At 65.9% G+C, this 24,456-nt stretch carries 18 protein-coding genes and 2 pseudogenes; 5 read left to right on the forward strand and 15 right to left on the reverse strand.

The features are described 5' to 3' along the window. Positions 1-108: 108 nt before the first annotated feature. The 6 genes and pseudogenes from LJ362_RS10845 to LJ362_RS10870 form a co-directional block, all read right to left on the reverse strand. Positions 109-651 (reverse strand): CinA family protein, encoded by a 543-nt coding sequence (locus LJ362_RS10845; RefSeq protein WP_320109117.1) that lies wholly within the window; start codon positions 649-651, stop codon positions 109-111. Further along, entirely contained in the window at positions 644-1,312 is a 669-nt protein-coding gene (pgsA, locus tag LJ362_RS10850; RefSeq protein WP_264799087.1) for a CDP-diacylglycerol--glycerol-3-phosphate 3-phosphatidyltransferase, read from the reverse strand. Before pgsA ends, LJ362_RS10845 begins: the two co-directional genes overlap by 8 nt. Positions 1,313-1,437: 125 nt before the next feature. Continuing rightward, positions 1,438-4,221: an FtsK/SpoIIIE family DNA translocase gene (locus LJ362_RS10855; protein ID WP_320109118.1), complete on the reverse strand. Its 2,784-nt coding sequence runs from the start codon at positions 4,219-4,221 to the stop codon at positions 1,438-1,440. 427 nt (positions 4,222-4,648) lie between these two features. Continuing rightward, entirely contained in the window at positions 4,649-5,308 is a 660-nt protein-coding gene (locus LJ362_RS10860) for a response regulator (protein WP_264799089.1), read from the reverse strand. Further along, on the reverse strand, positions 5,305-6,717 hold the full coding sequence (locus LJ362_RS10865; RefSeq protein WP_264799090.1) for a sensor histidine kinase: 1,413 nt from the start codon (positions 6,715-6,717) through the stop codon (positions 5,305-5,307). Before LJ362_RS10865 ends, LJ362_RS10860 begins: the two co-directional genes overlap by 4 nt. Before the next feature lie 143 nt (positions 6,718-6,860). Then, positions 6,861-7,064: pseudogene (locus LJ362_RS10870) on the reverse strand (sensor histidine kinase); the annotation flags it as partial. A gap of 242 nt (positions 7,065-7,306) precedes the next feature. Here LJ362_RS10870 and LJ362_RS10875 point away from each other — a divergent pair. Together LJ362_RS10875 and LJ362_RS10880 are read left to right on the forward strand one after the other, a co-directional pair. Further along, positions 7,307-8,800 carry a CitMHS family transporter gene (locus LJ362_RS10875; protein ID WP_264799091.1) on the forward strand — a complete coding sequence of 498 codons (1,494 nt, stop codon included), beginning with the start codon at positions 7,307-7,309 and terminating at the stop codon, positions 8,798-8,800. 13 nt (positions 8,801-8,813) lie between these two features. Further along, positions 8,814-9,275, forward strand: a complete 462-nt coding sequence (locus tag LJ362_RS10880) for a universal stress protein (protein ID WP_264799092.1) — start codon at positions 8,814-8,816, stop codon at positions 9,273-9,275. A 98-nt stretch (positions 9,276-9,373) separates the two neighbouring features. Here the strand turns inward: LJ362_RS10880 and LJ362_RS10885 are convergent, their stop codons facing one another. After that, on the reverse strand, positions 9,374-10,528 hold the full coding sequence (locus LJ362_RS10885; RefSeq protein ID WP_264799093.1) for an FAD-binding oxidoreductase: 1,155 nt from the start codon (positions 10,526-10,528) through the stop codon (positions 9,374-9,376). 162 nt (positions 10,529-10,690) lie between these two features. Next, complete coding sequence (aceB, locus tag LJ362_RS10890; protein WP_264799094.1) at positions 10,691-12,295, reverse strand: malate synthase A; 1,605 nt, start codon at positions 12,293-12,295, stop codon at positions 10,691-10,693. 281 nt (positions 12,296-12,576) lie between these two features. Between aceB and LJ362_RS10895 the strand changes: the two genes are divergently transcribed. After that, positions 12,577-14,493, forward strand: a complete 1,917-nt coding sequence (locus LJ362_RS10895; RefSeq protein WP_264799095.1) for an L-lactate permease — start codon at positions 12,577-12,579, stop codon at positions 14,491-14,493. 288 nt (positions 14,494-14,781) lie between these two features. Here LJ362_RS10895 and LJ362_RS10900 read toward each other — a convergent pair whose 3' ends face one another. Next, the gene (locus LJ362_RS10900; protein WP_264801824.1) at positions 14,782-16,428 is read right to left on the reverse strand and encodes a ribonuclease J; all 1,647 of its coding nucleotides are present in this window, start codon (positions 16,426-16,428) and stop codon (positions 14,782-14,784) included. Between the two features lie 34 nt (positions 16,429-16,462). Then, positions 16,463-17,386: a 4-hydroxy-tetrahydrodipicolinate synthase gene (gene dapA / locus LJ362_RS10905; protein WP_139468766.1), complete on the reverse strand. Its 924-nt coding sequence runs from the start codon at positions 17,384-17,386 to the stop codon at positions 16,463-16,465. A 155-nt stretch (positions 17,387-17,541) separates the two neighbouring features. On the opposite strand from dapA, the pseudogene LJ362_RS10910 reads away from it, so the two are divergent. After that, a pseudogene (locus tag LJ362_RS10910) lies at positions 17,542-18,060 on the forward strand (AAA family ATPase); the annotation flags it as partial. A 38-nt stretch (positions 18,061-18,098) separates the two neighbouring features. Here LJ362_RS10910 and LJ362_RS10915 read toward each other — a convergent pair. From LJ362_RS10915 to LJ362_RS10925, 3 genes are all read right to left on the reverse strand, one after another. Continuing rightward, positions 18,099-18,722, reverse strand: coding sequence for a TetR/AcrR family transcriptional regulator (locus LJ362_RS10915; RefSeq protein ID WP_264799096.1), 624 nt, complete (start codon positions 18,720-18,722; stop codon positions 18,099-18,101). Then, on the reverse strand, positions 18,719-20,719 hold the full coding sequence (locus LJ362_RS10920) for an FAD-dependent oxidoreductase (protein WP_264799097.1): 2,001 nt from the start codon (positions 20,717-20,719) through the stop codon (positions 18,719-18,721). Before LJ362_RS10920 ends, LJ362_RS10915 begins: the two co-directional genes overlap by 4 nt. Before the next feature lie 161 nt (positions 20,720-20,880). Then, positions 20,881-21,759: a neutral zinc metallopeptidase gene (locus LJ362_RS10925; RefSeq protein ID WP_264799098.1), complete on the reverse strand. Its 879-nt coding sequence runs from the start codon at positions 21,757-21,759 to the stop codon at positions 20,881-20,883. Positions 21,760-21,827: 68 nt separating this feature from the next. Between LJ362_RS10925 and LJ362_RS10930 the strand changes: the two genes are divergently transcribed. Then, a complete protein-coding gene (locus tag LJ362_RS10930; protein ID WP_264799099.1) occupies positions 21,828-23,108 on the forward strand; it encodes a DUF1624 domain-containing protein in 1,281 nt (426 codons plus the stop codon). On the opposite strand, the gene LJ362_RS10935 is transcribed toward LJ362_RS10930, so the two are convergent. Both LJ362_RS10935 and dapB read right to left on the reverse strand, forming a co-directional pair. Further along, positions 23,071-23,529 (reverse strand): tetratricopeptide repeat protein, encoded by a 459-nt coding sequence (locus LJ362_RS10935; RefSeq protein WP_264799100.1) that lies wholly within the window; start codon positions 23,527-23,529, stop codon positions 23,071-23,073. The genes LJ362_RS10930 and LJ362_RS10935 overlap by 38 nt on opposite strands. Continuing rightward, positions 23,529-24,275, reverse strand: a complete 747-nt coding sequence (gene dapB, locus LJ362_RS10940) for a 4-hydroxy-tetrahydrodipicolinate reductase (protein WP_264799101.1) — start codon at positions 24,273-24,275, stop codon at positions 23,529-23,531. The genes LJ362_RS10935 and dapB overlap by 1 nt, the downstream gene beginning before the upstream one ends. Positions 24,276-24,456: the final 181 nt, after the last annotated feature.

A 24,456-nucleotide genomic window follows, 5' to 3' on the forward strand; every position in this document is an offset into this window, starting at 1 on the left:
ACAGCACCAACCTGGTGCCCCGAGCGGATGGTATTGCCAGTCCATTCGAAGACTTTGGAGAATTTTCGTCCGATGGTCATCACCCGGTCAACCCCACAGCAGACGAACTTATTCCGTGGCGTCCTCGCCAGCATTCGACGCCTGCCCGACCTCGGGCCCGAAGGCGAGTTCGCCGACGAACTCGTCGAGGTTGACGGCCATCGCCTGCACCGTCTGGCTGCGGATCGAATCGCGGTCGCCGGTGAAATCGTGTTCGAAGACCTTCGCTTTCCCGCCGAAGGCAATCGCCGTGTAGACGAGTCCGACGGGCTTGTCGTCCTGCGGGTCGGGGCCGGCGACTCCGGTGCAGGAGATTCCGATATCGGCGACGCACTGCACGGCCGTGCCGACGGCCATCTGCGCGGCGACGACCGGGTCGATCGGCCCGGTCTCCTCTAAGTGGTCGGCATCGACTCCGGCCAGGCTCGCTTTGAGGTCGGTGGCGTAGGTGACCAGTCCGCCGCGCACCACAGCCGAGGCGCCCGGCACATCGACGAGCGAGGCGACGAAGCGTCCCCCGGTCAGCGATTCCGCCGACGCCAGCGAGATCCCCAGCTGAGAACAGGTGGAGATGATGCGACGCGCGGTCGCCATAAGCTCCGTCTCAGCCACGCTGCGCGTCCCCTCCGGTCTGCGTGCTCCCGTCGCTCTTCGCATCCTTGTACAGCTTGGCCGCCTGCACGCAGTAGTCGACGCCGGTGACGATGGTGAAGACGATGGCCGCGGTCATGATGATCCAGGCGACGACGAGCAGGATGAAGTAGACGACAGAGGGCACTACGTCCGAGAGCGGGAAGACCAGCAGGAACAGTCCGATCGCAGCGGTCTGCAGCACGGTCTTGATTTTGCCTCCGCGTGAAGCGGGCATGACTGCGATGCGGATCATGAAGAACCGCAGCACGGTGATGCCGAATTCGCGGACGAGGATGATCACGGGCACCCACCACGGCAGTTCGACGATGATCGCCAGACCGATGAGTGCGGCCGCCATGAGCGACTTGTCGGCGATGGGGTCGGCGATCTTGCCGAAGTTCGTGATGAGGTTGTTCCGCCTGGCCAGATAGCCGTCGACGAAGTCGGTGAACATGGCCAGCAGGAACACGATGAGCGCCCACCAGCGCAGGGTCACATCGTTGCCGCTGTCTGCCAGCAGAAGCACGAGGAACAGAGGCACCATGAGGATGCGCAGCACCGTGAGTGCGTTCGGAATGTTCCACGGACTCGGTTCTGCGGAGGGCTGCTGAGAGGCTCCGGCCTCGACTCGATCGTTCACGCATCCAGCCTATCGGAGTGAGCTGAGCAGATCATTCCAACCATGGGAATGACGACCATAATCGCCGAGGCGGCGCACCGTCGGTACGGTGCGCCGCCTCGGCGAGGGGTGGGGTTCGGATGGGATCAGCGGCCGGTGAGCTGCCAGGCGTCCTCTCCGCTGGCCTCGACGACCTCGAGCCCGGTCTCCGGGTCGACGTCGCCGACGGTAAGGTCGCCGGCATGGCCGACGCCGTTCGCGTAGCGGTCGGACGATGCCGAGCTGTACGCCGACGCCGAGCCGTGGGATGTCTCGCCGTAGTCGTCGTCGAACTCCTCGTCATAGTCCCCGGCTGCCGAGGCGTGCCCGGATCCGGTCTGTTCGGACTGGCCGTGGCCTCCGTCGGTCGGGACGTCGGCAGAGGCGCCGCCGGAATCCTCGGGCGGGGTCTCGCCCTTGATGATGGCCAGGGTGCCCGGCAGATCGTCGGGGCGCACGAGCACGTCGCGGGCCTTCGATCCCTCGGAGGGCCCGACGATTCCGCGGGACTCCATGAGGTCCATGAGGCGACCGGCTTTGGCGAAGCCGACGCGCAGCTTGCGCTGCAGCATCGAGGTCGAGCCGAACTGCGTGGTGACGACCTGCTCGATCGCCTGGAGCAGCAGTTCGAGGTCGTCTCCGATGTCCTCGTCGATCTGCTTCTTCGGCGCTTCGACGGCCACGTCTTCGCGGTAGTTCGGGGTGAGCTGGCTCTTGACGTGTTCGACGACCTTCTCGATCTCGGACTCGTTGACCCAGGCGCCCTGGACACGCATCGGCTTGGCCGCGCCCATCGGTAGGAACAGGGCGTCGCCCTGACCGATGAGCTTCTCTGCGCCGGGCTGGTCGAGCACGACTCGGGAGTCGGCAAGCGACGAGGTCGCGAATGCAAGGCGGGAGGGCACGTTGGCCTTGATGAGACCGGTGACGACGTCGACGCTGGGTCGCTGGGTGGCGAGCACAAGGTGGATGCCGGCGGCACGGGCCAGCTGTGTGATGCGCTGGATCGAGGCTTCGACGTCGCGCGGGGCGACCATCATGAGGTCGGCGAGCTCGTCGACGACGACCAGCAGGTACGGGTAGGGCTGGAGGACGCGTTCGGATCCGGCGGGCGGCTGGATGCGGCCCTCACGGACGGCCTTGTTGAACTCCTTGACGTGCTTGAACCCGTAGTTCGCGAGGTCGTCGTAGCGGGCGTCCATTTCGCGCACGACCCATTCGAGCGCCTCGGCGGCCTTCTTCGGGTTCGTGATGATCGGGGTGATCAGGTGCGGGATGCCTTCGTAGATCGTGAGCTCGACGCGTTTGGGGTCGACGAGGATCATGCGCACCTCGTCGGGGGTCGCGCGCATCATGATCGAGGTGATCATGGAGTTCACGAAGCTCGACTTACCGGCACCGGTGGCACCGGCGACGAGGAGGTGGGGCATCTTCGAGAGGTCGGCGACGACGAATCCGCCTTCGACGTCCTTGCCCACGCCCATGACCATGGGGTGGTCGGTCTTGCGGGCGGCCTTCGAGCGCAGCACATCACCGAGCGCCACGTTCTCGCGGTCGGTGTTCGGGATCTCGATGCCGATGGCCTTCTTGCCGGGTATCGGCGAGAGGATGCGGACATCAGCACTGGCCACGGCGTAGGCGATGTTCTTCGACAGGGCCGTGACCTTCTCGACCTTCGTGCCGGCGCCGAGCTCCACCTCGTAGCGGGTGACCGTCGGTCCGCGGGAGAAGCCGGTGACCTCGGCGTCGATCTTGAACTGCTCGAGCACATCGCGCAGGGCTTCGACGACGCGGTCGTTGGCCTCGGAGCGCTCCTTCGCGGGAGGTCCCGGCTGGAGGTTGTCGGAGGCGGGCAGGGTGTAGGTGACGTCGCCGGCCAGGGTGAGCTGCTCGACGCGTTCGGGCAGCTGCTCCGTGGGTGGAGGTGCGGGTGCGTTCGTGATCGGCACCGGCGCCGAGGCGGCAGCGGGCTCGGACTTCTTCGCCTGGTTCGCGGCGTCGTCGTCCATCCCGATGGTCTTCTTCAGCTCGGCCATCTCACGTTCGGCCTTGGTGGGGCGGCGCTGGCCGGGCTTGAGCTTGGGCTCCGGGCTGGTTTCGATGCGCGTGGTGTCGGCGTCTTCGTCGCTGACGTCATCCTCGTGGATATAGGCCTTGTCGTAGGCCTTCGTGGCGGCGTCGTCGTCGGCGGATTCGGCGTCGAGATCCGGGATCTCGGTCTTCTTCTTCCGGCTGCGGCGCTTGGCGCCCATCACGGGTTTGAGGTCGGAGGTCCGGCCGTTCTCGGCAACGAGGTCGGACTGTTTGGTCTCGGCCGCCTCGGCGTCGGTTTCGGGTCGAGCACCGCCGGTGAGCCGGTAGTACAGATCGGTGAGGCGACGGGGAATCGCGCGCACCGGTGTCGCGGTGACCACGAGCAGGGAGAACAGTCCGAGGAGGACGAGCAGCGGCACCGCCACGTACACGGTGGTCGCAACGACCAGCGGTGAGGACACGACGAATCCGAGAGCGCCGCCCCCGTTGGCCATGGCTTCGCGGGAGTTCGTGAAGGTCGGGTTGCCGGCGGCGATATGGGCCAGGCCCGAGGCGGCGAGCAGGCCGAAGATCATTCCGATGAGGATGCGGTTGTTGCCGCGGTTGTCGTCGCCGCGCAGGAACAGGCGGATCGCGTAGCAGGTGAAGACCACCGGCAGGGCGAGTGCCACTCGGCCGAAGGTGCCTTCGACGATTCCGCGGACGCCGTCGCTGATCGCGCCGGGGATGTTCCACCATTCGAAGGCGGCGATGATGATCGAGAGTCCGATGAGGAAGAAGGCTGTGCCGTCCCGCTTTGTGGGTGATTGATCGGTCGGTTCGTCGCTGAGAGTCTTTCGCGCACGGTTTCCGGCCATGTGGGCCACTCCCCTCCATGCACCGGTGACAACGTTTGTCCCGGGTTCTTCGGTCCCCGCTTGACCGGACCGACCAGCGTTTTTGCGCGCTGTGCGTTTCCCGGAACCAGAAGCGGGGGAAGTCGTTCTGGTCGCCATGTCTCTCATCTTAGGACGATATTGCGCTCCTGCCCAGCAAATCCGCAGGTTTCGGCGTGCCACCAGGGGCGATGTTCGGCCCCGCGTGTCACCGCGGCTGCGCTAGCCCGGAACATCCGGTTTCGCGGCCGTGAGCGAGATAAGTGTGCTCAGATTGCACGTTTTCCTCGCCTTTTTGGCAATCTGCGCACACTTAACTTGCCGTTCGCGGCAGAATCACTGCGGCCAGGCAGCGGCGAAGTCGTCGATCGAAAGAGTTCGAGAGTGACCGAGACGAGCCCGACCCACCTCAGCGGGTGGCGTAGAGGTGCTCGGGGCGGCCGGTGTTGCCGTACTGCAGGGACACCGTGATCGTGCGGGCTTCGGCGAGTTTCGCCAGATGCCGCTGCGCGGTCGCGCGGGACGCACCGACCGCCTCGGCGACTTCGAGGGCCGTCATCGGGCCGCTCGCCTCCTCGAGTGCCGCGAGGATCCTAGTCGTCGTCGACGATCCCGCCGGGCTCGCTCCGGTCCCGCCGACGGCCGCGGCATCGTGGAGGTTGCGCAGCTGCCTCTCGAGATCGGTCTGCCCGACCTTCTCCCGCTCCCAATAGCGGAGGAACCGGGCGTAGCGGCGCAGGAAGTTCTGCAGCACCTCGGCGGCGAAGGGCTTGACGATGTACGTCATCGCCCCCGCGCGCAGCGACGAACGGACCACCTGCGGATCCGTGACCGCCGAGAGCACGATCGCATCGATATCGGTCTCACGGACGAGGTCGACACCGGTGCCCTCGGGCAGCACGTAGTCGACGAGAAGCAGGTCGACGTCGTTCTCGGCGATGACCTCGCGCGCCGTCTTCAGATCGCGGACGGGTTCGAGCGCCGAGAAGCCGGGCACCTCGTCGACGTACCGGGCATGGATCTGCCCGACGAAGAAATCGTCATCGAGCACGAGAACGTTGACCATCATCTCACCTCATCAATTGGGAAGTCGTTGTCGTCGGCGATCGCATCGTCGTCTTCGCCCGCATCGCCCACGTCGGCAGGATCGTCCAGGGCGTCAGGCAGGCGCATACCGAAGCTCGCCCCGCCGAGGTCCGGGTCGTGGCCGTCGATGAGCCACACCGCTCCCCCGCCCTTCTCCGCGACCCGGCGGCTGAGCGCAAGGCCGATGCCGAGTCCGTGGCCGTCCCCGGTGCCGGTTCCCGTGGTCAGTCCGATCCCGAAATCCGGCGCCGAGGCGGCCTTAGAGGTCGAGAATCCCTCGTCGAAGATCTTCCCCGCTACCTCGTCGTCGATCCCATCGCCGGTGTCCGTGACGACCGCGTGGAGTTCCGTCCCGGAGCTGAGCACCTGCACTTCGACTCGGCCTCCGTCCTCGGCGTACCGCCGGCCCGAGACGGCCGCCCGTACGGCGTTGTCGATGAGGTTGCCGAGGATGAGCGTGACCGCTTCCGGGTCGCGGACCGCACCGACCGCCAGGGAGTCGGGGGTGACGGCCAGGGCCACTCCCGCCTCGGCGGCGGTCGTGCCCTTCGCTTCCAGAACGGCGCGCAGGTAAGGATCGGAGATGAGGTCGATGTCCTCGACGGGAGTCGTGATCGGCCCGGTGCCCAGGATGGAGGACAGGTAGGTGTGGGCCTCATCGGTGGCGCCCGTGTCGACGAGTCCGAGCACGGTGTGCAGCCGGTTCGCGAACTCGTGCCGCTGAGTGCGCAGGGCCCGAGCCATCGCAGTGACGGACTCGAGCTGGCGAGCCATCGTCAGCATCTGGGTCTCGTCCCGCAGGGTCACGACCCCGCCGACCGAGACCCCGTCGCGCTGGACCCGCACCGCTGTTGCCAGCAGAATCCGGTCGCCGATGGTGATCCGCCGCCGCAGGGCTCCGTCCGCCGGGGCGTCGGCCATGAGCGCGGTGATCTCATCGGGCACATTGACGAGTTCGTCGTCTGAGACGGCAGCCAGTTCGCGGTCGGAATCCCCCGCCGAGGCGGCTCCGCCGTTCGCGTCGCCCGTGCCGTTCTCATGCTCGACGTGCTTCGCCGAGGCGGCACGGAGCAGCTCCTTCGCGTTCGAATTGCTCAGGGTCAGCTTCCCGTTCGTATCGAACCCGAGCACCCCGTCGTCGAGGCCGTGCAGCACCGCACCTTGGTCGCGAGCCATTTCGGCGAGATCTTCGGGTCCGACGCCGAGCGTCTCCCGCCGCAGCCGACGCCCGAGCCAATACGAGACTCCGACCCCGAGTGCGAGCGCAAGCACTGCCACGGTTCCGAGCAGCAGCATCTCCCGACGCACATCAGCATCGAGCACGGTGGCGAAAATGCCCACCGAGACCTCGCCGACGACGGTCTTGCCGTCCTCACTCGAATAGATCGGCACCTTCGCCCGCACCGTCTCGCCCAGGGTCCCGGATTCGTGGGAGACGTTCTCGCGTCCGGCGAGTGCCTCATCCGGCGACGTCGAGACCTTGTGCCCGATCTTCGACGATCGGGGTGGGTGAGTCGGATGCCGCGATCGTCGGTGATGACGGCGAAGGTGATGCCCGACCGGTCGCGCAGATCATCGGTGATCCTCAGCATCGAAGTCACGAGCTGCTTATCGGGTTTCTCAGCGTGCTCGGCCGAAGCCTGGGTGGCGGCGGCGCGGACGGCCGGATCGATCGCCAGCGTTCGGGCAGTGGCCAGCGCCTTCGTCTCGGTCACCTCGGTGACGGTGCGCGCCCCCATCCACGCGAACACTCCGGTGACCAGGGCGAGGATCACGATGACGAGCGCGAGCTGAGAGATCAGTACACGTCGGGAGAACGAACGATGGGGCCGGGGCACGCGCTCAGCGTAGCCGCGTTTGAGCGCAATGCGCAAAAGGCGCGCAACGATCTAAACGCCATCAGTGCACACAAGCGCGCGCGGCCCGTGATCTGGGCCCTACGGTGTTTCGAGCCTCACATTCGCCTTCGAAGGAGAAGCTCGTGCTTGTCATTCTCGGTTTTGCCATGATCCTCGTTTTCATGACGCTGATCATGACCAAACGACTCTCGCCGATCCTCGCGCTCATCCTCGTGCCCACGATCTTCGGCCTCTTCGCCGGGGCCGGTCTGGGCATCGGGGACATGGTCATGGACGCGATCGCCTCGATGTCGTCGACGGCAGCGCTGCTGCTCTTCGCCATCATCTACTTCGGCATCATGATCGACGTCGGCCTCTTCGACAAGCTCGTCGAGTTCATCCTCAAGGTCGCCGGCAACGACCCCGTCAAGGTCGTCCTCGGCACCGCGCTGCTCACCGGCGCCGTGTCCCTCGACGGTGACGGATCGACGACGTTCATCGTCGTCACCGCGGCCATGCTGCCGATCTACCAGCGCCTCGAGATGTCACCCGTGGTGCTCACCTGCGTCGCCGGTCTCATCAACGGCACCCTCAACATCGTCCCGTGGGGCGGCCCGACGGCCCGAGCCTCCTCGGCGCTGCAGATCGACGCCAACGAGATCTTCGTCCCCATGGTCCCGTCCCTGGTGGCCGGCCTGCTCGTGTGCCTCATCTTCGCCTACGTGCTCGGCATCTCCGAACGCCGCCGCCTGGCCAAGAACGGCGTCGCCTGGGTCGAGGACCGCGGTTCGAACCGTCGCAAGGACCTCGTCGGCGCCGTGGCCGGAGCCAGCACGACCGCGGGCTCGTCCGCGGGCACCACCGCGGGCGGGCACGGACACGGATCCGGCTCGGCCGCCTCGGCGAATGATGACACTGCCACCGAGGCGATCCCCGCCTCCGCAGGCGACGCAGACGGATCCGCCGGAACTGGTTCGGGCCTGTCGAACACCGCGCTCGATCCCAACCGCGCGACGCTGCGTCCGAAGCTGTTCTGGTTCAACCTGGCGCTGACCGTGGCCGTGATGGTCCTGCTCATCGTCGACATCCTGCCGCTGCCGTACCTGTTCATGATCGGCACCGTCATCGCGCTCATGGTCAACTTCCCGAAGATGAAGGACCAGCAGGAGGAGCTCGCCTCCCATGCGACGGCGATCATCTCCGTCGTGGCCATGGTCATGGCCGCGGGCGTGCTCACCGGCATCATGTCCGGGACCGGAATGGTCGACGCGATGGCCGAATGGCTCGTCGAGGTCATCCCGAACTCGATGGGACCGTACATGGCCGTCATCACCGGCCTGCTGTCGATCCCGATGACGTTCTTCATGAGCAACGACGCCTTCTACTTCGGCATCCTGCCCGTGCTCGCCGAGACCGCCTCCCACTTCGGCATCTCCGCTGCAGATATGGCCCGCGCCTCGATCACCGGCCAGCCCGTGCACATGCAGTCGCCGCTCGTGCCTGCGATCCTGCTGCTCGTGTCCCTGTCCGGCGTCGAGCTCGGCGATCACCACAAGAAGGTGCTGTGGCGCGCGCTCATCGTCGCCCTCGTCATGCTCGCCGTGGGTGTCGCCGTCGGCGTCATCGGAATCAGCTGAGCGGAGGACTGCGATGACTGATCTCTATTCGACCTCACACCCTCGCTTCCCTGCCCCGTCCCGGCAGGTCACCGCCTCACCGGGCATCGGTTCGGCCTCGGCGACCGTAGTTCTGGCGCTGCGTCCGGATTCCTCGGATGAGGTGCTCGAGCAGGCGATCGCTGCGGCCCGCCGTGAGAACGCTGCGGTGCAGGCGGTCGTGTTCGGCACTGATACGACGACGGCTCCGTCGACGTCGTCCCTGTCCGAATGCACCCGGTTGGGTGCCGCCCTCGCCGAGGCGGGGCTTGAGTATGCCGTGCACCGTTCCGGTCCGGATCCGGCCGAGCAGATCCTCGGTCTCGCCGACGATTACGATGCCGTGTTGATCGTCATGAGCACGAAGCGACGCTCGCCCGTGGTGAAGCTGCTCCTCGGGTCGAGTGCACAGCAGGTCATCCTCGAGGCCGAGTGCCCGGTGCTGTTGGTCAAGTAGAAGTTCGGGACCGTCGCCAGCCGTTCGAGCCGGTCGCGCGAACTGGTCGCACGGCGCAGTTCGCCCGGCCCCGGTCGCGCAGCCCCGGTCGCCCGACTCTAGATTCCGGCGATTCCCCGCCCCGGAGCCAGGATTCCTCGCGGATCGACCAGTTTCTTGATGTCGCGCACACCCGCCCGTCCCGGCTGCGGACCCCAGGCATCCACCTCGTCCCAGACAGGTGCGGGTGCATGGATGAGCCGGGCGGCGATGAAATGCAGGCCGAAGCTGCGCAGATGTTCGAGGACCACACGGGTGGCCACTCCCGGTTCGGATTCCGGTGCGCCGATGCCCAGTTCGAACGTGCCCGTGGCACTGCCGCGCAGCTGCAGCGGATAGCCGATCGTCGTCTCCAACCGGGCGACGGCATCGATGAGCGTCGGAATGAAACTCGGCGCCACGGACACTCCGATGGTCGCAGCCAGCCGCGCTCGACGACCCCACCATTCCGGCTCCCCGCACGGGGTCGCACCGGGGATCCGATCGACGAGGTGGCCCACTTCGGCCTCCACCTCGTCGGCCTCCCCTTCCACGAAGATCACTGTCGCCGCCGGTGAACCGGGTGGTCGTTCGATGACGACCGCGTCCGGGACTCTGCGGGCAACGAGGAGGTCGGCGGCCGCCTCGCTGCCGGGGATCCACACGAATCTCTGCGCTTCGGGTCGCTCGTTCAGACAGATCTCGGCCTCGACGATGATCGCTCGACTTCCCCAGGATCCGGTGACGAGTCCGGGCAGATCGCGGCCGCCCAGATTCGGGTGCAGCCCATGCGCGGTGCGGGCGATGGTCCCATCGGCGGCGACGGTCGTCACGGACAGCACTGTCTCGGCCAGCCGGGGACGGCGCAGGCGGCGGGGCCCGGTGGCTGCGGTGGCGATCATTCCTCCCAGCGTGGCGCCGGCCTCGATGCGGTCAAGCGGTAGGTCGGCGAGGATCTCCCGTCCAGACTGGGCGGCAGTTCTGTTCAGCGCACTGGTCCGAGCGCCGGCTCCGGCACGGATCGTGTCGCTGGAATGGTCGGCCACCTCGGCGATCGAGGTCAAGTCAATGAGAAGCCCCGGAGTGGACACGGGTGGGTGATCGTCGAAGGCGGTGCCGCCGCCGAACACAGCCACGGTGCGGTGCTCGGCATGGGCACGGGCCATGAGTTCGGAGAGTTCGGCAGTGCTTGAGGGACTGGCCAGTCGGGGCAGTTCGTCTGTGGTCAGGCTCATCCCCACCTCCGTGTATCCATCCGTCGTCGGCGCCTCCCACGTGCGAGTCGATCTGCGACCGTCACGTAGGAGTGTGTATGTCGAGCTTAGCGAAGAACGCCCCCGAAATCGGTGCTTCAGGCACAGATTTCGGGGGCGTTCGGCGTCGTCAGCGAGTGCCGATCACGGCATGCGGGCGTAAGCCGGCAGGGTGAGGAAGTCGACGTACTCGGGGTCGAGGGCGACCGAGACGAAGGTGTCGGTGGCGTCCTTCCAGCCTGCGTCGTCACCGGGCAGCTTGGCGACTTCCTCGGCGACGATGCGCTCGACGAGCTCCTTCGTCACCTTCTCACCGGAGTCCAGGGTGATTCCGGCGTCGAGCCACTGCCACACTTGGGAGCGGGAGATCTCAGCGGTTGCGGCGTCCTCCATGAGTCCGTTGATGGCGACCGCGCCGTTGCCTTCGAGCCAGGCGCGCAGGTACTGGATGCCGACGGACACGTTGGTGCGCAGGCCTGCCTCGGTCATCGAGCCCGGGGTCGACTTCACGTCGAGCAGATCGGCGGCGGTGACGTTGACGTCTTCGCGCTTGTTGTCGATCTGGTTGGGCTTGTCGCCGAGGGTCTCCGTGAAGACCTCCTTGCACAGTGCCACCATTCCGGGGTGAGCGACCCAGGAGCCGTCGAAGCCCTTGCCGGCCTCACGCGACTTGTCCTCACGCACCTTGTCGAAGGCGGCCTTGTTCGCGGCTTCGTCCTTCGAGGGGACGAAGGCGGACATTCCGCCGATGGCATGTGCGCCGCGCTTGTGGCAGGTGCGCACGAGCAGTTCGGTGTAGGCGCGCATGAACGGCACCGTCATCGTCACGTCCGAACGATCCGGCAGCAGGTAGTCGGAGCCGCGGGAGCGGAAGTTCTTGATCACGGAGAAGATGTAGTCCCAGCGGCCGGCGTTGAGTCCGGCGGAGTGCTCGCGCAGCTCGTAGAGGATCTCCTCCATCTCGAAGGCCGCGGTGTAGGTCTCGATGAGCACGGTGGCGCGGATGGTGCCGCGGGTCAGGCCGAAGGCGTCCTCGGCGTGTTCGAAGACCTGGTTCCACAGGCGGGCCTCGAGGTGGCTCTCCATCTTCGCGAGGTAGAAGTAGGGGCCGCGGCCCTTCTCGATCTGGATCTGACCGGCGGTCGAGAAGTAGAGGGCGAAGTCGACGAGCGAACCGGAGGTCTCCTCACCGTCGATGAGGATGTGCTTCTCCGGCATGTGCCAGCCGCGGGGGCGCACGACGATGGTCGGCAGCTCCTCGTCGGGGGCGAGCTTGTATTCCTTGCCCTCGGGCGAGGTGAAGTCGATTTCGCGGTTGAGCGAGTCGAGGAGGTTGATCTGGCCCTGGATGACCGAGTCCCACTGCGGGGTGTTCGCGTCTTCCTGGTCGGCCAGCCACACCTTCGCTCCGGAGTTGAGCGCGTTGATCGTCATCTTCTTGTAGGTGGGGCCGGTGACCTCGACGCGGCGGTCTTCGAGACCGGGTGCCGGGGGTGCGACCTGCCAGGAGGGATCGTTGCGGATCTCCGCGGTCTCGGGGAGGAAGTCGAGGTCCTTGCCCGCGGCGATTTCGGCCTGGCGTTCCTTGCGAGCCTCGAGGCGCTCGAGGCGGTCGCCGTTGAACTTCCGGTGCAGATCGACGATGAGCTCAAGCGCCTTGGGCGTGAGGACCTTCTCAGCCCCGTCCGGCAGCTCACCGGTGATCTCCATCCCGGCGGGGATGTCCAGGTTTTCGATATGAGCGGTCATCGATGGTTCTCCTTAGTCAGCACATCGGTGCTGCGTCCTTTTCCACATCTGGTGATGCGATATGTTCGCTGGTCAACGGGGTTTTGACTGCGAAACTTTCACACTGTGAAAATGTTTGTTCACACAACGAAAGAATATGAGGTGATGCACGTCTCGTCAAACCATATCCTGCATTCGAGACGGTGTGTTCATTGACTCCGCCCAAGGGGCCGGAGAGGATAAGGGGAACATCTCTCATGGACTCGCCGAGGCGGCAACGACGCCGCGGATCGGACTGAAAAGTGGACAACCTCGCTGTTGCAGCTCTCTTGGCCCTCTCCCCCATTCTCTTGGCCGGAATCCTTCTCATCGGATTCCGGTGGCCTGCGAAATACGCCATGCCGATCGGACTGATCGCTGCCGCGCTCGTGGCGAACTTTGCCTGGCAGATCGAGTGGGTGACGATCGGCGCATCGGTCGTCCAGGGCCTCCTCGTCGCGATCGGACTGCTGTGGATCGTCTTCGGCGCGCTTCTGCTGCTGGCCACGGTCACCCGGTCCGGGGCGATCGAGACGATCCGCTCCGGGTTCATCGCGATCTCCCCGGACCGGCGCGTGCAGGTCATCATCATCGCATGGCTCTTCGGGTCCTTCATCGAGGGTGCCGCCGGCTTCGGCACTCCGGCGGCCGTGGTCGCCCCGCTCTTGCTGGCCCTCGGTTTCCCCGCGATCGCCGCGGTCCTCGCCGGTCTCATCATCCAGTCGACTCCGGTGAGCTTCGGCGCCGTGGGCACCCCGATGGTCGTGGGCATCGGCACCGGCCTGTCTCAGGAGGACGGCTCGATGTCGGCCGATGTCGCCGAACGCGCCGGCCAGCTCGGCCTCGGCCAGGCCGAGTTCGTCGCTCACACCGCCACCCAGGTCGCGCTCATCCACGCCTGCTGCGGCATTCTCATCCCACTGCTGCTGTCGTGCCTGATGACCGGGTTCTTCGGTGCCAATCGGCGCTTCGCCGACGGTCTGGCCATCGCCCCGTTCGCGATCTATGCGGCCGTGGCGATGATCGTCCCCTATCTCATCGTGGCCAATGTGCTCGGACCCGAGTTCCCGTCGCTGCTCGGCGGACTCATCGGTCTGGCCATCGTCGTGACGACCTCGCGGATGGGCTTCCTCATGCCGAAGAAGACCTGGGACTTCGCTCCGCGTGAGACGTGGCCGGCGATCTGGATGGGCACGGTCGACCCGAACAAGGAGAAGGCGCAGCTGACGAAGAAGATGTCGCTGGCCCGCGCCTGGTCGCCCTATCTCATCGTCGTCGCTCTGCTTCTCATCACGCGCAATGTGCCCGCGATCAAGGAGTTCCTCACCGGTCCAGCCGTGATCAAGATCGATAACATCTTCGGCACCCCGATCAGTCAGAACATGGATCTGCTGTGGTCGCCGGGGGCCATCTTCGTCCTCGCATGCGGGCTGACGTACTTCATCCACCGGATGACGAGGAAGCAGGTGGCAGGCTCGTGGCAGATCGCCGGTTCGCAGATCGCCGGCGCGGCCGTTGCCCTGCTGTGTTCCCTGCCGCTGGTGCGCGTGTTCATCAACTCCGGTGCCGACTACAACGGGGCGGGCCTGGATTCGATGCCGGTCACTCTCGCCGAGGCGGCCGCCAGCTCAGTCGGCGACGCCTGGCCGCTGTTCGCCCCGTTCGCCGGTGCGCTGGGTGCATTCGTGGCAGGGTCGAACACCGTCTCGAACGTCATGTTCTCGCAGTTCCAGTTCTCCACCGGCACCGCGATCGGCGCGGCCAGCCCCGAGACCGTGGTCGCGGCTCAGGCGGTCGGTGGCGCCGCTGGAAATATGGTGGCCGTCCACAACGTCGTGGCCGCCTCGGCGACGGTGGGGCTCATCGGTCGGGAAGGCGAGCTCATCCGGCGGACGGCGATCCCGATGCTCGTCTATTCGCTGACTGCGGGCGCTCTGGCGTTCATCGGACTCAACGGGCTGGGCTTCAACGCGGGCACCGTCGTCCTCACCGCGATCATCATCGGCCTCGCCGTGGTCGTGGTGATGATCCGCCGCTCCCCGGGCAAGCCCCTGCCGGGGCTCGAGGAAGGTGTTGGAGGCGGCGCGACCAGCGCGGCCGTTGTGGACGGAGTCAGCGGCGGAGCGGCTGGCGGAGGCTCTGACATCGACGACGAGCAGGAGCCCACCGCCCGCTCCTGAGCGCTGCGCTCAGCAGTTGCTTCCTGCGGGTGGATCCTCCGCGATTTCCATCGGGATTTCGAGGCGGATCTGCCCCAGGCGACACCGCCCGGAGCGGACTGCCGCCGGAGTCATCGCCTTCTGATCCAGGCATCGGGTTCAAACGCGATGCGCCGATCAAAAGGCGATTCACCCAGAACGCGACAACGCCCGCAGGACCTTCAGGCACCTGCGGGCGTTCGCGGTTTCGTCGGTGCAGCAGACCGACAGCCGAGCCGACCGCCGACGGAGCCGCTCGAAGACTGGGTCTCAGACGATGACGACCATGGGGACGATCATCGGCTTGCGGCGCAGCTTCGAGGACACCCAGCGGCCGACGGTGCGGCGCACCACCTGCTGCAGCTGGTACTGATCAGTGGTGCCGTCACGCAGGGCATCCTCGACGGCCTTCTGGACCTTCGGGACGATCGAGTCGAAGACGTCATCGGACTCGGCCACACCGCGGGCGTGGATCTCGGGTCCGGCGATGAGCGACTTCGTCTGCGAGTTCACGGCCATGAAGATCGTCACGAAGCCCTCACCGGACAGGACCAAGCGATCCTTGAGGTCCGCCTCGGTGATCTCACCGACCGAGGAACCGTCGACGAAGACGTAGTTGCAGTCGACGGCGCCGACGACCTCGGCATGACCGTCCTTGAGGTCGACGACCCAGCCGTCATCGGCCAGCACGATATTGTTCGGGTCGACTCCGGTCGCCTCGGCGTGACGGGCGTTGGCCAGCAGGTGGCGCCACTCGCCGTGGACGGGCATGACGCCGCGGGGCTTGACGATGTTGTAGCAGTAGAGCAGCTCGCCGCCGGAGGCGTGGCCGGACACGTGGATCTTCGCATCGGCCTTCGAGATCACGCGGGCGCCGAGTTTCATGAGGCCGTTGATGACCTTGAACACGGAGTTCTCATTGCCCGGGATGAGCGAGGAGGCGAGGATGACTGTGTCGCCGTCGCCCACGTCGACGCGGTGGCTGCGGTTGGCCATGCGGGACAGGGCGGCCATCGGCTCACCCTGGGAGCCGGTGCACATGAGGACGATCTGATCCTCGGGGAAGTCGTCGACCTTCTTGATGTCGATGAGCGTTCCGGCAGGCACGTTGAGGTATCCGAGGTCTTCGGCGATCTTCATATTGCGCACCATGGACCGGCCGACGAGGGCCACCTTGCGACCATGCGCCGTGGCGGCGTTGAGCACCTGCTGCACACGGTGGACGTGGGAGGAGAACGAGGCGACGATGATGCGGCGTTCGGCGGTGCCGAAGAGGTTCTCGAGCACGGGGCCGATGTCCTTCTCCAGCGCAGTGAAGCCTGGGACCTCTGCGTTCGTCGAGTCCGTCATGAACAGGTCGACGCCCTCTTCGCCGAGGCGGGCGAAGGCGCGGAGGTCGGTGATGCGGCCGTCGAGCGGCAGCTGATCCATCTTGAAGTCACCGGTGTGCAGGATGTTGCCGGCGCCGGTGCGGATGAACACGGCCAATGCGTCGGGGATCGAGTGGTTGACGGCGACGAATTCGAGGTCGAAGGGACCGAGCTGGTCGACGTCGTCTTCCTTCACCACACGGGTGATGGGCTTGATGCGGTGCTCTTTGAGCTTGGCTTCGATGAGCGCGATGGTCAGCTGCGATCCGAGGATGGGGATGTCGCCCTTGCGACGCAGCAGGTAGGGAACGGCACCGATGTGGTCTTCGTGGCCGTGGGTCAGCACGAGGCCGATGATGTCATCGAGGCGGTCGTCGAGGTACGAGAAATCGGGGAGGATGAGGTCGACGCCGGGCTGGTCCTCTTCGGGGAAGAGCACACCGCAGTCGACGATGAGGAGTTTGCCGTGGTATTCGAAGACGGTCATATTGCGGCCGACTTCGCCGAGTCCGCCGAGCGCGACGATGCGGACGGCTTCTCTGTCCATCTTCGGCGGGAGGGACAGTTCTTGGGTCAATGCATTATTCACTGAGGTAACCACTCCTGGTCAATTGGGCGGCGACGAACGCCATCTGCTCCTCATCAGCTGGGAGCAGCGGCATACGCACGTCGCGGTTGTCGAGTATTCCTTGGGCCTGCAGAGCGGCCTTCGCCGAGATCACTCCCGGCATGTGGTTCATGAGCGCATCCACCACGTCCGCGGTGTCGCGGGAAAGGGTGCGTGCGGTGTTGAGGTCGTTGTTCGCCACTGCGGAGACCATGGCGGCGAACCGGTCCGAGCAGACATGTCCGGCCACGGACACGAGTCCGAGCGCGCCGAGCGACAGCAGCGGCAGGTTGAGGGCGTCCTCGCCGGAGTAGTACACGAGCGAGGAGTTGTTCATCACGAACGAGGAGGCGAAGAGGTCGCCCTTGGCGTCCTTGACCGCGAGGATGTTCGGGTGGTCCGAGAGTCGCAGCAGGGTGTCCGTGATGATCGGGGCACCGGCACGGCCGGGAATGTCATAGAGCATGACCGGCAGGTCGGTGGAGTCGGCGGCCGCGCGCATATGGGCTTCGATCGCCGGTTGGGTCGGCTTCGAATAGTACGGGGTGACGAGTAGGATCCCGTCGGCTCCGGCATCGGCCGAGCGGCGGGAGAGGTCGATGGTGTGTGCGGTGACGTTGTTGCCGGTGCCGGCGACGATCTTCGCCCGCTTGCCGATGACACCGCGGACGACGCGGATGAGTTCGACCTTCTCGTCGTCGGTCGTCGTCGGAGATTCGCCGGTGGTGCCGGAGACGACGAGCATGTCGTTGCCGAGCTCGACGAGGTGGTTCGCCACCTTCTCCACGGACGCATAGTCGATGCTGCCGTCGCGCTTGAATGGAGTCACCATTGCAGTGCCGACGGAACCGAACGCGTCAATGGCAGTCGCTGCTGCCTGGTCACCGAGAATCGCCATAGAACCAGGATAGCGCCCACGTCCTCTCATGAGTGCAGTGGTCCACCCGCGTTGCGGGTGTCGTTCGCCTCGCCTGCGGTGCCCGTGCGGTCACGTTGAGAGACGGATCACACCTGCAGCCGCTCGATCGTCTACTCTTGAGCCCTGCCCGCCACATCGATGAGGTCGAGGAGATCGCGTCGAAGCGCGGGGGTGAGCCGCCGTCGCCGACGCAGGGTGTGACGAATGAGCTGCTCAAGCAGGTCGGTCAGTTTCGAGATCGGGAGGGTCGGCTGCTCATCTGTGCGACGAACTTCGTCCGTGCCCTCGATGCGGCGTTCCTGCGGCACGGGCGCTTCGACTACGTCATTCCCATCGGGTTGCCCGATGCCACCGCCAGGGAGGCGATCTGGTCGCGCTACATTCCCGAGCACACGATCGCCGGTGTCGATCTCGACGTGCTCGTCAATGCCAGTGACGGTCTGACCCCGGCCGATATCGAATATGCTGCCCGGCGTGCTTCGCAGGAAGCGCTGGCCTCGTAGCTGCGACAGCAGCACGTCGATATCGCCTCCCGGTCTGATGTGCTTTCGACCGATGACTATCTCGAGGCACTACGGGCGACGCGGGCGACGGTGTCCGAGGCGACTGCCCGGGAGTTCGGCGAAGACGTGGAGACGATCGCGCGGCTGTGAGACGGCCGCGCCCACCCGTCGCGCGGGCGCGGTGCCCCCTACCCTTCGAGCAGGCGGTCCGCGGTCTCGATGAGGATCCGCGTCATCGTGGACGGATCGGGACCGTGACCGGCGACGGTGGCCAGGTCGAAACCGTCGATGATGGCGACGAACGTGTCGACCACCTCGGCGGCGGAGAGCTGGAAGAGCCCGAATTCGTGCCTCTTCAGCCCATCGTCGACGATCGTCCGGAACAGCTTCCGCCATCCGTCGAACACGGCATCGACACAGTTCTGCAGGCCTCCGTCCGTGCGAGCGGCGGTGACGAGTTCGAGCCAGATCCGCGACCGCTGCTCGTGCATTCCCACCCCATGGACAGCCGCGAACGCATCGTGCAGGCGATAGCGAGACATTCGACCGCGCGGATCATCGCCCGGCTTCGCCATCTCCTCGAGGTGCAGCAGCACCGTCGCGGTGTGGAAGGAGAACGCCTGGGCGAGCAGGTCGTTCCGGGACTCGAAGTAGTACTGCACGGTGCCGATGGACATGCCGACTGCTTTCGCCACGTCCCCGAGCCGGACCGCGGCGGGACCTTTGGCGACGATGGCGTCGAGGGTCGCCTGGATGATCGCGAACTTCTTCGCCTCGGCCTGCTCGGGCGGCTGAGCCGGACGGGGGCTCATGCCGTGACCGATTCTCGTCGTTCGGCCAGGGCGGTGGCCGCGGTCAGTCCTTCGTACACGGCTTCCTCGACCGTGCGCGGGGCCAGGGCGTCGCCGATCACCGTCACCGAGGCGGTCCCGAAGTCGAGGTCGACCGGCACCGATCGCGGTGCACCGGAGACGATCGTCGCGGCGACGCCGTCGACCTCGTGGACGACCTCGCAGAGGGTGGACTGCAGGTAACCGGTGTCGGCATCGACGCCGACGAGGCGAGCGTCGTTAACGAATTGCACCCGACCGGTCCGCAGCGCTTGGGACACGAGCAGGGTGCGCGTGTACTGCTGGATCGCGGCACCGGCGAAGTTCGCCGCCGTCGCCAAGCTCACGTGCCGCCCGGCCTCGGCCAGCCGCAGGGCGATGCCGAGTCCGATCCAGTCGCCCTTCCAGTCCGTGACGAGCACGCGTCCGGGCGGAAGATCCGGGGGCTCTCGCAGATAGTCGCGAGCCCCGATGACGAGCGCATCGTCGGCGATCTCGAGGGCAGGCATGCGCTGTTCGGCTCCCGTGGCGATGATGAGGTGGTCGGGGGCCACCTCGGTGATGAGGTCCTGGGTGGCCGGTACGGAGGTGCGGATGTCGACGCCGGCGCGGGCCGCCTCGGCGGTGAGGTTCGTCGCCGCTCCCCCGAATTCGGACCGATACGGCAGTTCCTGAGCCAGGAGAACCGCCCCGCCGAGGTGGGGCTCCCTTTCGCACAGGACGACGTCATCGCCCTGTTCGGCGGCGACCGCGGCGGCCTTGAGTCCGGCCGGTCCCCCGCCGATGACGAGGATCTTGCGTCGTGTGCGCACCGTCGGTCGGGGAAGGAAGGTGAGTTCCCGGCCGGATTCGGGGTATTGGATGCACGAGATCGGCACACCCTGTTGGAAGTGGCCGATGCAGGCTTGGTTGCAGCCGATGCAGGCGCGGATCTCATCGACCTTGTCGGATTTGGACTTGTTCGCGATTTCGGGGTCGCAGATCATCGCGCGGGTCATGATCGCCATATCGGTGCGGCCCTCGGCGATCGCGGCTTCGGCTTCGTGGGGTTGGTTGATGCGGCCGGCGACCATGACGGTCTTGTCGGTGATCTTCTTGACCTGCTCGGACAGGTCCGCGGCATAGCCGGGGTCGATCTGCATCGAGGGCACGATGTGGACGGCGCCCTGCAGAGTGGAGGAATCGCCGGCGGTGATCGAGAAGTAGTCGAGGCAGTCGACGCCGTCGGTGGTCAGGGAATCGAGGTGTTCGATGAGGTCGAGGATCTCGGTGGCGACGAGGCCGTCCTCGGTCTTCTCCTCACCGGAGATCCGCACGCCCACCACGACATCAGGGCCGACTGACTGACGGACGGTCTGGGCCACCTCGGTGAGGAACCGGCGACGGTTCTCCGGGCTGCCGCCGTAGTCGTCGGCGCGGGTGTTGACGGAGGGGTTGAAGAATTGGATGGGCAGGTAACCGTGGCTGGCGACGATCTCGACGCCGTCGATTCCGGAGTCGGCGATGCGTTTCGCGGCATGTCCGTAGCCGGCGATGATGTCTCTGACCTCAGCGGTGGTCAGAGACTCGGGGACGACTTTGAAGCGTTCCTGCGGTTCGTCGCTCGGGGCCTTGGCCCGTGCTGCCATGCCGCGCTCGCCGTCCATGACTTCTCGGCCGGGGTGGAAGAGCTGGGCGAAGATCGTTGCTCCGTGGCGGTGGACCGCCTCGGCGACGTTCTGGTAGCCGGGGACGGAGGATTCGTCGGTGGCCATGAGGACGTGGCTGGTGTAGCGGGCGGTTTCGTGGACACCGGAGACCTGGAGGACGATGAGTCCGGCTCCGCCTTTCGCGCGGGCCTCATGGTAGGCGACGAGGTCGTCGCCGATGTGGCCGTGATCGTCGAGGACGGTGTCATGGCCGGAGGACACGATGCGATTGCGGATCGCCGTGGAGCCGATGGTGATGGGTTCGAAGAGGTGTGGGAACAGCTGAGACATGATCGTCCTTGATCAGTTCGTCGGGTGGGGCTGGGCGGCCGCCCTCGATGGGGCTGCCTCAGTTATTCATATCACCGTATGACGAACGGCGGCAAGGGTGGGCTCACGAAGTGCCGACCGCCGATGGGGTCGGCTCGATTGCTGTCGGACTGAACCGTCAGTCATAGCTCGCTGCCGGAGACTGCGAAGGTGTCGCAGCTGCTCAGGCCCTCGTTGTATCCGGTGGTGAACCATTTCTGGCGCTGCTTGCTCGAGCCGTGGGTGAACGATTCCGGATTGACGAAGCCGGACTCCTCTTGGATGTGGTCGTCGCCGACGACGAAGGCCGCATTGAGGGCGTCGTCGAGCTGTTCTTTGGAGGGTTCTTCGAGATACGGAGTGCCGTTGTCGTCGGTGAGAGTGGTGACCTTGCCCAGCCAGGCACCGGCGTAGCAGTCGGCCTGGAGTTCGGTGCGCACGCCGTTGCTCTCCGGACCCGTGCCGTTGTTCGGGTGCTCGCTCATCACGCCCGTGATGTTCTGGATGTGGTGGCCCCATTCGTGGCCGACGATATAGAGCTGGGCGAGCTCATCGGCCGAGGCACCGTACTGCTGACGCAGAATGTCGAAGAAGCTCGGGTCGATGTAGACGCCCTGATCGGCCGGGCAGTAGAAGGGTCCGACCTGGTTCGATGCGGTCCCGCAGCCGGTCGACGTCTGACCGTCGACCAGTGTCATCGCCGGCGGTTCGTAGCCGTCGACCTGCTGTGCCCAGTAGTCATCGAGGACGACCTGTGCTCCGGCCATTCGACAGTCGATGTTCGTGTTCGCATCCTCACCCGTATCGCACTGGGACATGCTCGTCCCGCTCGACTGGTTCTGGCTGCCATCGTCAGGGGTGATGCCGCCCATCAGTCCGGTGACATCAACGCCGAGCAGCGGTCCGATGAGGAAGACGAGCAGGCCGACGATGCCCACGCCGCCACCGCCGACGATCGCGGTGTTGCGACCGCGTTTGCTCGTCCTGTTGCCGCTGATATCGGCGTTCGGGTTGAAGGTCATGGCATAAAGATACCCCGGGAGCGTACGCGGGAGGGCGCGCAGAAGTGAAGTCGTGTGAGAATCGTTCCATGAGCTCTCACCCGGCGAAACCTCACCGAGCGCACGACGCGGACTCCAGGGCCACCTCGGCGAGGGTTGCCCGTCGTCTCAGCCCTGACGGTCGGCTCATCGGACTCGATGTCGCCCGCGGGATCGCGCTCTTGGCGATGATGGTCACGCACATCTTCGCGCTCGGCGACGAGACGGGGATGCCGACCTGGGCGGCGGTCTTCGCCGGGCGCGCCTCGGCTCTGTTCGCGGTCCTCGCCGGCTGTTCCCTCGTCCTCGCGACCCGATCCCGGATGGCGGTGTCGGGGCGGTTGCGCGATGCGGCACCGAGCGTGCTCATCCGGGCGGCGGCCATCGTCCTCATCGGGCTCTGCCTCGGGTCGATCTCCGGACTGCTCGCGGTCATCCTCGTCAACTACGGGATCATGTTCGCCCTCGCCCTGTTCTTCCTGCGGCTGCGCGCGGGAGTACTGTTCGCGATCGCCGGGGTCTGGATGGTCGTCTCCCCCGTCGTGTCGATGTGGGTGCGTTCGACGTTCTTCCTCGAACCGAGCTACCTGCCGATGGGCTTCTTCGACTTCGCGACGCCGGGGACGATGCTCACCGACCTCTTCCTCACCGGCTATTACCCGGTGCTGCAGTGGCTGTCGTACATTCTGCTCGGCATGGCCGTGGCGAAGCTCGACATCGGACGCCACCTACTCGCGCTGTTCACCGCCGGACTCGGGCTCTTCGTCGTCGGACGCGGTGCCTCGTGGATTCTGCTCAATGTCTTCGGCGGTGATGACGCGCTCGTGGAGGTTTCGCAGATGTGGGGCACGGATCTCACGGCGGCACTGTTCACCGGCAGCTACGGGGTCACTCCGGCGACGTCGTGGTGGTGGCTGGCGATCGCGGGACCGCATTCGGGAACGCCGTTCGATCTGCTCTCCACGGGTGGAATCGCGGTGATGACGATCGCTGCCTGCCAGGCCGCTGCAGCGCTCTTGGGTCGCCAGTCATGGGTGCTCGCACCGCTGTCGGCTCCGGGATCGATGCCGTTGAGCGTGTATTCGGCGCACGTCGTGCTGTTGGAGATCACGAGGTCTCAGATCGTCGGCGATCCGTTGGAGGAATCCGCAACTGCTGGCGAGCAGACTCTCGAGTTCGTCATCCACGCACTCACATTCGTGCTGCTGCCTCTGCTGTGGAAGTTGGTTGTCAGCAGCCGCGGCCCGTTGGAAGGCGGGATCGCGGGCATCATCAGGGTGGCGTCGCCGGGACCTAAGCACCCAGCTTCTGACCTTCCCGGAAGAGGCTGATCGATTTGCGCATCGTGGCCCGCGCCCGTTTCCGGTCGCCGCTGGCATCGTAGGCGCACGAGAGCCGGAACCAGGATCGCCAGTCCTCGGGGGCGGCCTCGGCTTCGGCCTGGTACTTCACGAATTCCCTATCGGCGGCCTCGCGGATGATCTTCCCGCCCGGCGTCCTGGGCAGGTCGTCGACGGGCAGTCCGCCTTCCTCGCCGAGGATACGCGCGAGCTTCTCCGTACGGGCGCCGAAGACGAGTTCGACGATGAGCGTCCACGCACCGATGACGGGCAGGACGAACAGGGCGATACCCATGATCTTGGGGATCATCGCGGGTTCGCGGACGAGGATCCACGCCCGCTGTCCCATGAGGACGAAGTAGAAGACGAGGACGACGGAGACGATGATCGCTCCGATCTTGGCCTTCGACATCAGAGGTCGAGCATGTTCTCGAGGCCGTGGATGAGCCCCGTGTAATCAGCGATGGATCGCACGGCGGTGACGATGCCGGGCATGAACGCCGAGGTGGAGTGCGAGTCCGTGCGGATGGTCAGGGCTTCGCCGTCCGAGCCGAAGAGTATCTCCTCGTGGGCGTTCATGCCCTGCTGACGGATGGCGTGGACGTGGATTCCGTCGATGATGGCGCCGCGTGCACCCTGCGGATCAGATTCGGTGGAGTCGGGAACGGCGGGCAGTCCGGCGGCATTGCGGGCGGCGGCGATGCGCTGGGCCGTGTGGTTCGCCGTGCCGGACGGGGCGTCGAGTTTGCGGGTGTGGTGGATCTCGACGACTTCGGCCGAGTCGAAGTAGGGGGCCGCGAGCTCGGCGAAGCGCATGGCCAGGACGGCACCGATCGAGAAGTTCGGGGCGATGAGCACCGCGGTCTTCGGGTGGTTCTTCAGTGTGGCTTCGAGCTGGGCCAGACGGTCGTTGTCCCAGCCGGTGGTACCGACGACGGTGTCGATGCCGTTCTCGACGAGGAAGGTGACATTGTCCTCGGTGGATTTGGGCACGGTGAGTTCGACGGCGACGTCGATGTTCTGCTCGATCAGGGTCTCCAGCGAATCGCTGCTGCCGAGTGCGGCGACGAGTTCGAGTCCTTCGGCATCGTTGATCGCATCGACGGCGTGGGATCCCATCCGACCCTTGGCTCCGATGACGGCTACGCGAATGCTCATATGCTGCTGACTCCTTGTGCGATGATCCCTGCGAGGTGTGCCGGTCGGGCCGAGGCGAGACGACCGAAACGATCTCCGCCAGTCAGTCTAGCGACCCTGAACGGGTCTCTTCACATCCAGTGACCATCCGAACACTCCCAATTACTACCTGACGGCGGCGCAGCAACCTGGCGCGAGGTTG

The sequence above is a fragment of the Brevibacterium sp. JSBI002 genome (assembly GCF_026013965.1).
In the GTDB taxonomy this organism is placed as follows: Bacteria; Actinomycetota; Actinomycetes; order Actinomycetales; family Brevibacteriaceae; genus Brevibacterium.

Coding starts and splice junctions, on each gene's coding strand:
- LJ362_RS10855 (WP_320109118.1), bottom strand. CDS start 4,221: ATGGCCGGAAACCGTGCGCGAAAGACTCTCAGCGACGAACCGACCGAT.
- LJ362_RS10860 (WP_264799089.1), bottom strand. CDS start 5,308: ATGATGGTCAACGTTCTCGTGCTCGATGACGATTTCTTCGTCGGGCAG.
- LJ362_RS10880 (WP_264799092.1), top strand. CDS start 8,814: ATGACTGATCTCTATTCGACCTCACACCCTCGCTTCCCTGCCCCGTCC.
- LJ362_RS10885 (WP_264799093.1), bottom strand. CDS start 10,528: ATGAGCCTGACCACAGACGAACTGCCCCGACTGGCCAGTCCCTCAAGC.
- aceB (WP_264799094.1), bottom strand. CDS start 12,295: ATGACCGCTCATATCGAAAACCTGGACATCCCCGCCGGGATGGAGATC.
- LJ362_RS10900 (WP_264801824.1), bottom strand. CDS start 16,428: ATGGACAGAGAAGCCGTCCGCATCGTCGCGCTCGGCGGACTCGGCGAA.
- dapA (WP_139468766.1), bottom strand. CDS start 17,386: ATGGCGATTCTCGGTGACCAGGCAGCAGCGACTGCCATTGACGCGTTC.
- LJ362_RS10915 (WP_264799096.1), bottom strand. CDS start 18,722: ATGAGCCCCCGTCCGGCTCAGCCGCCCGAGCAGGCCGAGGCGAAGAAG.
- LJ362_RS10920 (WP_264799097.1), bottom strand. CDS start 20,719: ATGTCTCAGCTGTTCCCACACCTCTTCGAACCCATCACCATCGGCTCC.
- LJ362_RS10925 (WP_264799098.1), bottom strand. CDS start 21,759: ATGACCTTCAACCCGAACGCCGATATCAGCGGCAACAGGACGAGCAAA.
- LJ362_RS10930 (WP_264799099.1), top strand. CDS start 21,828: ATGAGCTCTCACCCGGCGAAACCTCACCGAGCGCACGACGCGGACTCC.
- LJ362_RS10935 (WP_264799100.1), bottom strand. CDS start 23,529: ATGTCGAAGGCCAAGATCGGAGCGATCATCGTCTCCGTCGTCCTCGTC.
- dapB (WP_264799101.1), bottom strand. CDS start 24,275: ATGAGCATTCGCGTAGCCGTCATCGGAGCCAAGGGTCGGATGGGATCC.